Source organism: Streptomyces sp. NPDC046915 (genome assembly GCF_040644935.1).
In the GTDB taxonomy this organism is placed as follows: Bacteria; Actinomycetota; Actinomycetes; order Streptomycetales; family Streptomycetaceae; genus Streptomyces.
On record NZ_JBEYXB010000011.1, the window covers coordinates 185948 to 197849 of the forward strand.

The following is an 11902-nucleotide window of genomic DNA, read 5'->3' on the forward strand; positions in this document are numbered from 1 at the left end:
TGTATGCATACCTGGATGCGTACGGTCCGCAACCACTCACGATACGTGCCGGAGGCAACTTGCATTGAGGGATGCCGGATTCTCACGCCCCAAACCAGCTCCGGATCAGCTCACTTCTTCGGCTGGAAGGTCTTCGTCAGGGTCTTCCAGGTGTCCTTGCGCAGCTCGCCGCCCCACGTGGCCGCCTTCGCGGTGTACATCAGCGCGTACGCCTGATGGCTGTTGACGACGAACCCGCGGTCGATCGTCCGGTACTTCGTCCCGCCGTCGGCGTAGGTGAACTCCCAGTCGGCCGTGTTCCATCCGCGGTAGTGCACGGACTCTATGCGGATCCGCTTGTACTGCGCCTTCACCATGTAGCGTTCCTGGTTCCTCCAGTCCGCCACCGGGTCGCTCTTGGGCGTGCTCGTCCAGGCCACGAGCAGCGTCTGCCCGTCGGGCCCGGTGAAACGGTCTCCCGCGGCGCCGGAGGACTGGAACTTCCAGCCCTTGGGCAAGCCGATCGAGTAGCCCTGGCCGCCCTTGTACGTCGACACCGCCGGCGCGCTGGAGCCACCGCCGGAACCCGACGACCCGTCGCCGTTCTCGCTGCCGGCCGTATCGGCGCTCGCGGCCGTCCCCGACGTCGTGGCCGTGCCGGCCGTGGTGGACGCGGAATCGTCACCGTCCGTACGCGTACCGCCGCTCGTGTCCTTCTTGGTGTCGGGGCCCGAGTTCCCGCCGGCACCGCCGCTCGCGCCCGCTCTCGCACTCGCCACGGCCTTGCCGCCGCCGCTCTTCGCGCCCTTGGAGGAGTCGCTGTCGTCACCGCCGAACATCAGGGCCAGCACCGTGCCGAGCACGGCGAGCGCCACGACGACCGCGATGATCACCAGCGTCCGCTTGGGCACCACGTCGGTGAGCGGCGCCCTGGGTACGGGCCTGGGCGGCAGATCCAGGTCCGGCGGCGGCACCACGGGCCACCCCGAACTGGGCTTCTTGGGCCCCTCGCCCGACCACTGCCCCGGCGCGGACGAGGACGAGGACGGGGACGAGGTTGAGGACAGGGGCGGAGGCGGGGGCGGAGACGAGGGCGACGACGCCCCGGTCGCGGCTGCGGACGCCTTGCCGGACGCGGCACCGGTCGACTTCCCCGCGGAGGATTTTCCGGCGGCCGCACCGCCGGACGCCGCGGCAGCCGCGCCGCCGTTGCCGCCGCCGCTGCCGTTACCGCTCTTCGTCCGGGACGCGGAGCCCGAAGTGGCCGTCCCCGTCGCCACGGCCTTGCGGACGGAACGCAGTGCCCCGCGCAGCTTCTCCCCGGGCTCCTTGGGCTCCTTGGGCTCCTTGCCCGAACCGCCGTCGCCCGCGCCGCCCTTGTCGTCGGACCCGCCGGGCTGCGCCGGGAGCGGGACGACGCGGGTGGCGTCCATGGCGTCCGGTCCCGGGGCGTTGATCACCGCGTCGAGCAGGGACCGGGCGCCCGCGTCGGCGAGCCGCTTGGCCGGGTCCTTGTTGAGCAGCCCGTAGATGACGTCCTTGAGCGGGCCGGCGTTCTTGGGCTCCTCCAGCGGCTCGGTCATCACCGCGGTGAGCGTGGCGATGGCCGACCCCTTGTCGTAGGGCGGTGCGCCCTCGACCGCCGCGTACAGCAGTCCGCCGAGGGACCACAGGTCCGCCGCGGGGCCGGGCTTGTGGCCGCGGGCACGCTCCGGGGAGATGTAGGAGGGCGCGCCGACGAGCATGCCGGTCGAGGTGATGGACGGGTCGCCCTCGACCTGCGCGATGCCGAAGTCGGTGAGCACGACCCGGCCGTCCTCGGCGATGAGCACGTTGGACGGCTTCACGTCCCGGTGCAGGATGCCCTCGCGGTGCGCCGAACGCAGCACGTCGAGGACCGCCAGCCCGACCTCCGCGGCGCGCTTGGGCTCCAGCACGCCGTCCTCGCGGATGACCTCGGCGAGGGACTTGCCCTCGACCAGTTCCATCACGATCCACGGCCGGTCGTCCTCGTCGACCACGTCGAAGACCGTCACCGCGCTGTTGTTGCGGATCCGGGCGATCGCCTTGGCCTCGCGCAGGGTGCGCGTGATCAGGCGCCGCTTCTCCTCGTCGTCGATGTTCGTCGGGAACCGCAGTTCCTTGACGGCGACCGTCCGCCCGAGGGTCTCGTCCTCGGCGCGCCACACCGTGCCCATGCCGCCGCGGCCGAGCACGTCACCCAGCCGGTACCGCCCCGCGAGAAGACGCCGCTCGTTCTTGTCCTGACGAGTCTCCTGACGGGATGTCCCCGCCCGCTCCGCCTCCGACATGCGTCCCCTCATGCAACCCGCCCTGACAGAGCCTCCATTGTCCCTCACCCGACAAGTGCTCGACGCCCAGGGGGCCCCGGCACTTCGCCGGAGGCCCGTGGGACGTGCGGGCCGGGTGAGGTGCGGGTTCGGCATGTCGGGATGAGGGGTGGCGACTGATCCCGTATCAGGCCGTACGAAATCGGGTCGTACGCATCGCGCGCGGGCCCCCGTGGGCCTACAACGGCACGATGTCCGGCGCCCCCAGCCGCGCCGCGTCCGCCGTCAGGTCGTCCGGCTGGCGCTGCGACTCCCGCTCGGCCTCGACCCGCTTCTCGTAGTGCTGGACCTCGCGCTCGATCTGGTCCTTGTCCCAGCCGAGTACCGGCGCCATCAGCTCGGCGGCCTCGCGGGCGCTGCGGGTGCCCCGGTCGAAGGTCTCGATGGAGATGCGGGTGCGGCGGGTGAGCACGTCGTCCAGGTGCCGGGCGCCCTCGTGGGAAGCGGCGTACACCACCTCGGCGCGCAGATAGTCGTCGGCGGCCTGCAACGGCTCGCCGAGCCCGGGGTCGGCGGCGATGAGGTCCAGGACCTCCTCGGCGTTCGAGCCGTACCGGTTCAGCAGGTGCTCCACCCGCACCACGTGCAGCCCGGTCCGCGCGGCCGTCCGGGCGCGCGCGTTCCACAGCGCCCGGTAGCCCTCCGCGCCGAGCAGCGGGACGTCCTCGGTGACGCACTCGGCGACCCGCATGTCGAGCCCGTGCACCGCCTCGTCGACGGCGTCCTTCGCCATCACCCGGTACGTCGTGTACTTGCCGCCCGCGACGACCACCAGCCCCGGCGCCGGATGCGCCACGGTGTGCTCCCGCGAGAGTTTGCTGGTCGCGTCGGACTCCCCGGCGAGCAGCGGGCGCAGCCCCGCGTACACGCCCTGGACGTCGTCGCGCGACAGGGGCACCGAGAGCACCGAGTTGACGTGTTCCAGCAGGTAGTCGATGTCGGCGCTGGAGGCGGCCGGATGGGCCTTGTCGAGGTCCCAGTCGGTGTCGGTGGTCCCGATGATCCAGTGCCGGCCCCACGGGATGACGAACAGGACCGACTTCTCCGTGCGCAGGATCAGCCCGGTCGTGGAGTGGATGCGGTCCTTGGGGACGACCAGGTGGATTCCCTTGGAGGCACGGACGTGGAACTGCCCGCGCTCCCCCACCATCGCCTGGGTGTCGTCGGTCCACACTCCGGTGGCGTTGACCACCTGCTTGGCGCGGATCTCGTACTCGCCGCCACCCTCGACGTCCTGCACCCGGGCGCCGACGACCCGTTCGCCCTCGCGCAGGAATCCGGTCACGCGCGCACGGTTGGCGGCCCGGGCGCCGTAGGACACCGCCGTGCGCACGAGGGTCGCCACGAAGCGGGCGTCGTCCATCTGGGCGTCGTAGTACTGGAGGGCGCCGACCAGCGCGTCCTTGCGCAGGGCGGGCGCCACCCGCAGGGCGTGACGGCGGCTCAGGTGGCGGTGCATGGGCAGGCCCCGGCCGTGGCCGCGGGCCATCGACATGGCGTCGTAGAGGGCGACACCCGAGCCGGCGTACCAGCGCTCCCAGCCCTTGTGCTGCAGCGGGTACAGGAACGGCACCGGCTTGACCAGGTGCGGGGCGAGGCGCTCCAGCAGCAGCCCGCGTTCCTTCAGGGCTTCGCGGACGAGCGCGAAGTCGAGCATCTCCAGATATCGCAGGCCGCCGTGTATGAGCTTGCTGGACCTGCTGGAGGTGCCCGACGCCCAGTCGCGGGCCTCGACCAGTCCCGTCGACAGGCCGCGGGTGACGGAGTCCAGCGCGGTGCCCGCGCCGACCACCCCGCCACCGACGACCAGCACGTCCAGTTCACGCTCGGCCATGGCCGCCAGGGACTCGGCGCGCTGCGCCGGCCCCAGTGTCGCTGTCCTCACCGCTGCCTCCCGCTACTCCGTCATCGGTCGCGTCGGCCGCACCCGGTGGGCGAAGGCCGGTTCCTCTCCCCCCCCATGCCCAAAATTCTGACCGGCTTGCCCCACTTCAGCCACCACGCGCCCCCAGCCTGTGGACAACCGGCACATGACCAGCGGAAGACGCGGAAGACACAAGAACGCAATCCCGCATCAAGGTCATATTTACTCCTAGTCTGACATTGCGCCCGTCCATCTTGTCCACCGGGCTTGCGCACCTGTCCCGCTTCGGCTACTGGGAAGGACGGCTCACGCCACATGCCCGCAGACCTCGCCGTCATCGGACTCGGCCCCTACGGACTCCCCCTGGCCCAGGCCGCCGTCGCCGCCGGCATCCCCACGCTCGGATACACCGCCGGCCCCGACTCCGGCTCCCTCAGCCCCGCCGAGCTGCGCCGGATGCTCGCGCGGGGCTTCCGGCCGACCGACGACCCCGCGGCGCTCGGCCGGGTGCGCACCGCCGTGATCTGCGCGCCGACCCCGCGCGGTGCGGACGGCGGGCTCGACCTCGGCCAGGTCGAGACGGCCGCCCGCACCCTGGCTCAGCGGCTGCGCCCGCACACCACGGTGATCCTGGAGTCGCCCGTGCACCCGGGCACGACCGAGGAGTTCCTCCGCCCCCTGCTGGAGGAGGGCTCGGGACTGCGCGCGGGCCGCGACTTCCACCTCGCCTACTCCCCCAGCCGCGTGGACCCCGGCAACCGCGACTTCACCCCGGCCGGCACCCCCAAGGTCATCGGCGGTCTCACCCCCGCCTGCACCGAGTCGGCCGCCGCCTTCTACGGACGGCTCACCGACAAGGTCGTACGCGCGCGGGGCCCGCGCGAGGCGGAGACCGTGCAGCTGCTCGAGACCAACTACCGGCACGTGAACATCGCACTGGTCAACGAGATGGCCGTGCTCTGCCACGACCTGGGCGTCGACCTGTGGGACGTCATCCGCTGCGCGGAGACCAAGCCGTTCGGCTTCCAGGCCTTCCGGCCGGGCCCCGGCGTCGGCGGGCACGGGCTCGCGCAGGACCTGACCGGGCACACCGGCCGCAATCTGCGCATGGTGGAACTGGCCCAGCAGGTCAACAGCCGGATGCCCCGGTACGTCGTCCAGCGCGCCGCCGCCCTGCTCAACGAGCACGGCAAGTCGGCCCGGGGCGCGCGCGTGCTGCTGCTGGGCGTCACCTACAAGGCCGACCTCGCCGACCAGCAGGAGACGCCCGCGCGGGAGATCGCCGCCCGGCTGATGGAGCTGGGTGCCGTCGTCAGCTACCACGACCCGTACGTGGGCTCCTGGAGCGTCCTGGACCGTCCGGTCCCGCGCGCGGACGCCCTCTACGAGGCCGCCGCCGAGGCCGACCTCACGATCCTGCTCCAGCAGCACCGCACGTACGACCTCCAGGGCCTGTCGGTGAAGGCCCAGCTGCTGCTGGACACGCGGGGGGCGACGCCGGCGGGGACCGCGCACCGGCTCTGAGCCGGCCGGGTGGGGATTCCGGGCCGATAACGCCGTCGTTCCGGGCGCATAACGCCGCCGTTCCGGGCGAAAAAGGCCGTCGGTGTTGTCGCCGGTGCCTGCTAATGTCCCCACTCGTCGCACAGCCGTGCGCGCCTTACTTCGGGGGGATTCCTGTCATGAGCCAGTCAGCTCCACCGCCGCCGCACTCCGAGCCGCAGCCCCAGCCGGCCGACGCCAACCCGTACGCCCAGCAGGCCCCCGCCGGGGCCCCGTTCGCCCCGCCGGTGCCGCCGCCCGCGCCGCAGAAGGACAACGTCGGCCTCGGCCTGGCGGCCGCCGTCGGCGCGGCCCTGGTCGCCGCCGCCCTCTACGGCGTCATCATCGGCCTGACCAAGCACGAGATCGGCTGGGCCGCGGTGGGCGTCGGCTTCGTCATCGGCCTCACGGCGGGCAAGGTGGGCGGCCGCAACCCCGCCCTCGGGGTCGTCAGCGCGGCGCTCGCGCTGGGCTCGGTCTACATCGGCCAGCTGGTCGGCGAGGCCATGATCGGCGCCGACGAGGTCGGCGTCAGCTTCTCCAAGCTGTTCTTCCAGCACTTCGGCCTCGTCCAGGACGCCTGGAAGGCGGACGCCGACCCGCTCACCTTCGTCTTCTTCGCCATCGCCGCGTTCGCGGCCTTCTCGGGCGCCAAGAAGGCCGCAGCCTGACACCAGAACAACCGAAGGGCCCGTCCACCCAAGGTGGACGGGCCCTTCACGTCACACGCGCGCGGCAACCGCGCCCCGAAAGGGGCGCGGGGAACTGCGCGACCAGCCCTCACCAGCCCGCGCTGAACGAACCGCCAAACCAGCGGAGCGTCAACGCTTGTGCTGGCTGTCCGCCACCGTCACCTCGACCCGCTGGAACTCCTTGAGCTCGCTGTAGCCGGTCGTGGCCATGGCGCGGCGCAGGGCGCCGAAGAAGTTCATCGAGCCGTCGGGGAAGTGGGACGGGCCGGTGAGGATCTCCTCGATGGTGCCGACCGTGCCGAGGTCGACCTTCTTGCCGCGCGGCAGCTCCTCGTTGACGGCCTCCATGCCCCAGTGGTGGCCCTTGCCGGGCGCGTCCGTCCCGCGGGCCAGCGGGGAGCCCATCATCACCGAGTCCGCGCCGCAGGCGATCGCCTTCGGGAGGTCACCGGACCAGCCGACACCGCCGTCCGCGATCACGTGCACGTACCGGCCGCCGGACTCGTCCATGTAGTCGCGGCGGGCGGCGGCCACGTCGGCCACGGCCGTGGCCATCGGGACCTGGATGCCCAGCACGTTGCGCGTGGTGTGCGCGGCGCCGCCGCCGAAGCCGACCAGGACACCGGCCGCGCCGGTGCGCATCAGGTGCAGGGCCGCGGTGTAGGTGGCACAGCCGCCGACGATCACCGGGACGTCGAGCTCGTAGATGAACTGCTTCAGGTTCAGCGGCTCGTGCGAGGACGAGACGTGCTCCGCGGACACCGTGGTGCCCCGGATGACGAAGATGTCCACGCCCGCGTCCACGACGGCCTTGGAGAACTGGGCCGTGCGCTGCGGGGAGAGCGCGGCGGCGGTGACGACGCCGGAGTCGCGCACCTCCTTGATGCGCGCACCGATCAGCTCCTCCTTGATGGGAGCCGCGTAGATCTCCTGGAGGCGGCGGGTCGCCGCCTCGGCGGGCAGCTCGGCGATCTCGTCGAGCAGCGGCTGCGGGTCCTCGTACCGCGTCCACAGGCCCTCGAGGTTGAGCACCCCCAGACCGCCCAGCTCGCCGATGCGGATGGCGGTGGCCGGGGAGACGACGGAGTCCATGGGGGCGGCCAGGAAGGGCAGCTCGAAGCGGTAGGCGTCGATCTGCCAGGCGATCGAGACCTCCTTCGGGTCCCGCGTACGGCGGCTGGGGACGACGGCGATGTCGTCGAAGGCGTACGCCCGGCGGCCGCGCTTGCCGCGCCCGATCTCGATCTCAGTCACGTCTGTGGCCTTTCCACGAAAGCGTTCAGCGCCTTCCAGTATCGCCGACGGGTACGACAAGGGCGGCCCCGGATGCTCCGGGGCCGCCCTCGGTACGCCTTACGCCACGCCTCACGCGCGCGTGCGCCTCACTTGCGGCTGTAGTTCGGCGCCTCGACCGTCATCTGGATGTCGTGCGGGTGGCTCTCCTTCAGGCCCGCGGAGGTGATCCGGACGAAGCGGCCCTTGGACTCCATCTCGTCGATGCTCGCGGCGCCCACATAGCCCATGGTCTGGCGCAGGCCGCCGACGAGCTGGTGCAGGACGTTGGCCAGCGGGCCGCGGTAGGGAACCTGGCCCTCGATGCCCTCGGGGACGAGCTTGTCGTCGGAAGAGACCTCCGCCTGGAAGTAGCGGTCCTTCGAGTACGACTTGCCCTGGCCGCGGGACTGCATGGCGCCGAGCGAGCCCATGCCGCGGTACGACTTGAACTGCTTGCCGTTGATGAAGAGCAGCTCGCCGGGGGACTCCTCGCAGCCTGCGAGGAGGGAGCCCAGCATGACCGTGTCGGCACCGGCGGCGAGCGCCTTGCCGATGTCGCCCGAGTACTGGAGGCCGCCGTCGCCGATGAGCGGGATGCCGGCCGGGCGGGCGGCGAGGGAGGCCTCGTAGATGGCCGTGACCTGCGGGACGCCGATGCCGGCGACGACACGGGTCGTACAGATGGAGCCGGGGCCCACGCCCACCTTGATGCCGTCGACACCGGCGTCGATCAGCGCCTGCGCGCCGTCGCGCGTGGCGACGTTGCCGCCGATGACATCGACCGACACGCTCGACTTGATCTTCGACATCCAGCCGAGGGCGTTGCTGCTGTGGCCGTGCGAGGTGTCGACGACCAGGAAGTCCACGCCGGCGGCGGCGAGCGCCTGGGCCCGCTCCAGCGCCTCGGGGCTGGCGCCGACCGCGGCACCGACGAGCAGCCGGCCCTCGGCGTCCTTCGCGGCGTTCGGGTACTTCTCCGCCTTGACGAAGTCCTTGACCGTGATGAGGCCCTTGAGGACACCCGCCTCGTCGACCAGCGGAAGCTTCTCGATCTTGTGCTTGCGCAGCAGCTCCATCGCCTCGACGCCGGAGGTGCCGACCTTGCCGGTGACCAGCGGCATCGGCGTCATGACCTCGCGCACCTCACGGCTGCGGTCGGACTCGAAGGCCATGTCGCGGTTGGTGACGATGCCGAGCAGCTTGCCGGCCGGGTCGGTGACGGGCACGCCGCTGATGCGGAACTTGGCGCACAGAGCGTCCGCCTCGCCGAGCGTCGCCTCCGGGCGCACCGTGATGGGGTCGGTGACCATGCCGGACTCGGACCGCTTGACCAGGTCGACCTGGTTGACCTGGTCCTCGACGGAGAGGTTGCGGTGCAGGACGCCGACACCGCCGAGGCGGGCCATCGCGATGGCCATCCGGGACTCGGTCACCTTGTCCATCGCCGCCGAGAGCAGCGGGATGTTGACCCGGACATTGCGGGAGATGCGGGACGAGGTGTCGACCGCGTTGGGGAGCACCTCGGATGCGCCCGGCAGCAGCAGCACGTCGTCGTAGGTCAGCCCGAGTGTCGCGAATTTACCGGGCACTCCGTCGACGTTTGCAGTCATGACACCTTCCCCAAATGGCCTTGATCGGTGCGGATGTCCATGCTAACGGGAAGCGCGGCTAGCAAATTCCACGGTTCCGGAGGACCTCGAGCTTCGTATGTTCATACGGAATGGGCCGGCCGCCTGCTCAAGGAAGGCGGTTACGGCCTCCTGGGCCACCGGCGGTCACTGCTCGGCGAGCGCCCGCAACCGGCTCAGCGCCCTGTGCTGAGCCACCCGGACCGCGCCGGGTGACATTCCCAACATCTGGCCCGTCTCCTCCGCAGTCAAGCCCACCGCGATACGCAGCAGCAGCAGCTCGCGCTGGTTCTCGGGGAGGTTGGCCAGCAGCTTCTTCGCCCACTCGGCGTCGCTGCTGAGCAGGGCGCGCTCCTCGGGGCCGAGGGAGTCGTCCGGGCGCTCCGGCATCTCGTCCGAGGGGACGGCCGTCGAGCCGGGGTGGCGCATCGCGGCGCGCTGGAGGTCGGCGACCTTGTGCGAGGCGATGGCGAAGACGAAGGCCTCGAAGGGCCGGCCGGTGTCCCGGTAGCGCGGCAGGGCGAGCAGGACCGCGACGCAGACCTCTTGCGCGAGGTCCTCGACGAAGTGGCGCGCGTCGCCCGGGAGCCGGGACAGACGGGTGCGGCAGTAGCGCAGCGCGAGGGGGTGGACATGGGCGAGCAGGTCGTGCGTGGCCTGCTCGTCCCCGTCGACGGCGCGATGCACGAGCGCACCGAACGTCCCCTGAGCCGTGCCCGCCTCGTCGTCGCGCATCGGTCCATGGTGCCTTGCGGCCGTCCGGTCCGTCGCATCGTGTTCGTGGTTGTGCACCGAAGCGTTATGAGCAGGTGCGCCGGCACTCATTCCCTGCGCCCTCCCCTTCCGCTCGACCGACTCGTCCCCGAGGAACTCCACACCTCAAGGATGCGGCATCCGCGCCGAAACAAGCGTCGGTCACCCGACAGACCTCGTCACCGGCCGGTCCGGAGGGCCGCCGGGCACCCCCGTCGGGGCCGGTCGCGAAGGTCCGCCCGGCCCTCGGCCGGCAGGTGCCCCCGGCCCGGCGACGCCGGGCACGGTCGGCCTCTACCAGTACGGGGACCTGCGCGTCGGCACGCCGAGAGCACGCACCGACCGCGGCATCGGTCTCCCCCGCGCTACAACGGGCTCGCGCGGGGGCACCCCCGTCGTGACGGGTGCCGGGCCCGCCTTTCGGGCGGACGACGGGACTTTCGTCACAGGCCCCAGGGCTCACCGTCCTACCGGACCAGTCCCCACCGGAAACCGAGCGCGACCGCGTGTGCCCGGTCCGAGGCGCCGAGCTTCTTGAACAGGCGCCGGGCGTGGGTCTTGACGGTGTCCTCGGAGAGGAACAGCTCGCGGCCGATCTCGGCGTTCGAGCGGCCGTGGCTCATGCCCTCCAGGACCTGGATCTCGCGCGCCGTGAGCGTGGGCGCGGCGCCCATCTCGGCGGAGCGCAGCCGGCGCGGGGCCAGTCGCCAGGTCGGGTCGGCGAGGGCCTGGGTCACCGTGGCCCGCAGCTCCGCGCGGGAGGCGTCCTTGTGCAGGTAGCCCCGGGCGCCGGCGGCGACGGCCAGGGCCACACCGTCGAGGTCCTCGGCGACGGTGAGCATGATGATGCGCGCGCCCGGGTCGGCGGACAGCAGCCGGCGCACGGTTTCGACGCCGCCCAGGCCGGGCATGCGCACGTCCATCAGGATGAGGTCCGAGCGGTCCGCGCCCCAGCGGCGGAGGACTTCCTCGCCGTTGGCCGCGGTCGTCACGCGCTCGACGCCGGGCACGGTCGCGACCGCGCGGCGCAGCGCCTCTCGGGCAAGCGGGGAGTCGTCGCAGACGAGGACGGATGTCATGGCCGCCGCCCTCCGCAGCTGATGCGCGTCACCTTGAGCCTCCAGGCTGGTACGGAATCGTCACCTGTGCGGTCGAACGTCTCGGACGTCTGCCCGAGCACTTGTGTTTTCAACCGCCTCCGCACTCTCAACGACGGTCACTCGAAAGAGTTACGGGGCTGCATGCCATCTTCGGCACTCTACGTGAGGGAGCCGACACGGTGGAGACATGCCCGGCGGACCCTCAACTTTTCATCACAACCTATGCCCCATTCAGCCGTTTTTCGTACCGTTTTTCGGTGTCTGGGGCTAGATTCGCAATGAGTCATATTTTCATCTCCTTAGACCGGAGATGTACGGTCGTTGGCACCGTATCCGCCCAGAACGGCTACAAGGGGTCACGCAATGGCAGATTTCTCCCGCCTTCCCGGACCGAACGCGGACCTGTGGGACTGGCAGCTCCTGGCTGCCTGCCGCGGGGTCGACAGCTCGCTCTTCTTCCATCCGGAGGGCGAGCGCGGGGCGGCTCGGAGCGCTCGAGAGAACTCGGCCAAGGAGGTCTGCATGAGGTGCCCGGTCCGCGCGCAGTGCGCGGCACACGCCCTGGCGGTGCGCGAGCCGTACGGCGTGTGGGGCGGCCTGACCGAGGACGAGCGCGAGGAGCTCATGGGGCGGGCCCGGAACCGGCTGGTGTCGGCATCGTCGGCCAGCGGGGACACCGCCCCGAACAATTGAAGGAACGATTCTGCGCTATCAGCAC

General features: G+C 71.3%; 9 protein-coding genes. 3 read left to right on the top strand and 6 right to left on the bottom strand.

The genetic code is table 11. The annotated features are described in order from the left end of the window. Window positions 1–110: 110 nt before the first annotated feature. Both ABZ915_RS27895 and ABZ915_RS27900 read right to left on the bottom strand, forming a co-directional pair. On the bottom strand, window positions 111–2291 hold the full coding sequence (locus ABZ915_RS27895) for a serine/threonine-protein kinase (RefSeq protein ID WP_361808790.1): 2181 nt from the start codon (window positions 2289–2291) through the stop codon (window positions 111–113). A gap of 217 nt (window positions 2292–2508) precedes the next feature. After that, the gene (locus ABZ915_RS27900) at window positions 2509–4215 is read right to left on the bottom strand and encodes a glycerol-3-phosphate dehydrogenase/oxidase (RefSeq protein WP_361808793.1); all 1707 of its coding nucleotides are present in this window, start codon (window positions 4213–4215) and stop codon (window positions 2509–2511) included. A 294-nt stretch (window positions 4216–4509) separates the two neighbouring features. Here ABZ915_RS27900 and ABZ915_RS27905 point away from each other — a divergent pair, with 294 nt between their 5' ends. Together ABZ915_RS27905 and ABZ915_RS27910 are read left to right on the top strand one after the other, a co-directional pair. After that, on the top strand, window positions 4510–5718 hold the full coding sequence (locus tag ABZ915_RS27905; RefSeq protein ID WP_361808796.1) for a nucleotide sugar dehydrogenase: 1209 nt from the start codon (window positions 4510–4512) through the stop codon (window positions 5716–5718). 158 nt (window positions 5719–5876) lie between these two features. Beyond that, a complete protein-coding gene (locus ABZ915_RS27910) occupies window positions 5877–6407 on the top strand; it encodes a hypothetical protein (RefSeq protein WP_361808799.1) in 531 nt (176 codons plus the stop codon). Between the two features lie 150 nt (window positions 6408–6557). Here the strand turns inward: ABZ915_RS27910 and ABZ915_RS27915 are convergent, their stop codons facing one another. The 4 genes from ABZ915_RS27915 to ABZ915_RS27930 all read right to left on the bottom strand — a co-directional run bounded on the left by ABZ915_RS27915 (window position 6558) and on the right by ABZ915_RS27930 (window position 11163). Further along, window positions 6558–7682 (bottom strand): GuaB3 family IMP dehydrogenase-related protein, encoded by a 1125-nt coding sequence (locus ABZ915_RS27915; RefSeq protein WP_361447972.1) that lies wholly within the window; start codon window positions 7680–7682, stop codon window positions 6558–6560. Between the two features lie 128 nt (window positions 7683–7810). After that, entirely contained in the window at window positions 7811–9313 is a 1503-nt protein-coding gene (guaB, locus tag ABZ915_RS27920) for an IMP dehydrogenase (RefSeq protein ID WP_361808802.1), read from the bottom strand. A gap of 165 nt (window positions 9314–9478) precedes the next feature. Next, complete coding sequence (locus tag ABZ915_RS27925) at window positions 9479–10066, bottom strand: sigma-70 family RNA polymerase sigma factor (protein ID WP_361447966.1); 588 nt, start codon at window positions 10064–10066, stop codon at window positions 9479–9481. A 485-nt stretch (window positions 10067–10551) separates the two neighbouring features. Further along, entirely contained in the window at window positions 10552–11163 is a 612-nt protein-coding gene (locus ABZ915_RS27930) for a response regulator transcription factor (protein ID WP_003948568.1), read from the bottom strand. Window positions 11164–11547: 384 nt separating this feature from the next. Here ABZ915_RS27930 and ABZ915_RS27935 point away from each other — a divergent pair, with 384 nt between their 5' ends. Then, window positions 11548–11877, top strand: a complete 330-nt coding sequence (locus ABZ915_RS27935; protein WP_361447963.1) for a WhiB family transcriptional regulator — start codon at window positions 11548–11550, stop codon at window positions 11875–11877. Window positions 11878–11902: the final 25 nt, after the last annotated feature.

Bases quoted from the DNA above. Each gene is read 5' to 3' on its own strand.
- ABZ915_RS27895 (WP_361808790.1), bottom strand. From the start codon at position 2,291: ATGTCGGAGGCGGAGCGGGCGGGGACATCCCGTCAGGAGACTCGTCAG.
- guaB (WP_361808802.1), bottom strand. From the start codon at position 9,313: ATGACTGCAAACGTCGACGGAGTGCCCGGTAAATTCGCGACACTCGGG.
- ABZ915_RS27930 (WP_003948568.1), bottom strand. From the start codon at position 11,163: ATGACATCCGTCCTCGTCTGCGACGACTCCCCGCTTGCCCGAGAGGCG.
- ABZ915_RS27910 (WP_361808799.1), top strand. From the start codon at position 5,877: ATGAGCCAGTCAGCTCCACCGCCGCCGCACTCCGAGCCGCAGCCCCAG.
- ABZ915_RS27905 (WP_361808796.1), top strand. From the start codon at position 4,510: ATGCCCGCAGACCTCGCCGTCATCGGACTCGGCCCCTACGGACTCCCC.
- ABZ915_RS27925 (WP_361447966.1), bottom strand. From the start codon at position 10,066: ATGCGCGACGACGAGGCGGGCACGGCTCAGGGGACGTTCGGTGCGCTC.
- ABZ915_RS27935 (WP_361447963.1), top strand. From the start codon at position 11,548: ATGGCAGATTTCTCCCGCCTTCCCGGACCGAACGCGGACCTGTGGGAC.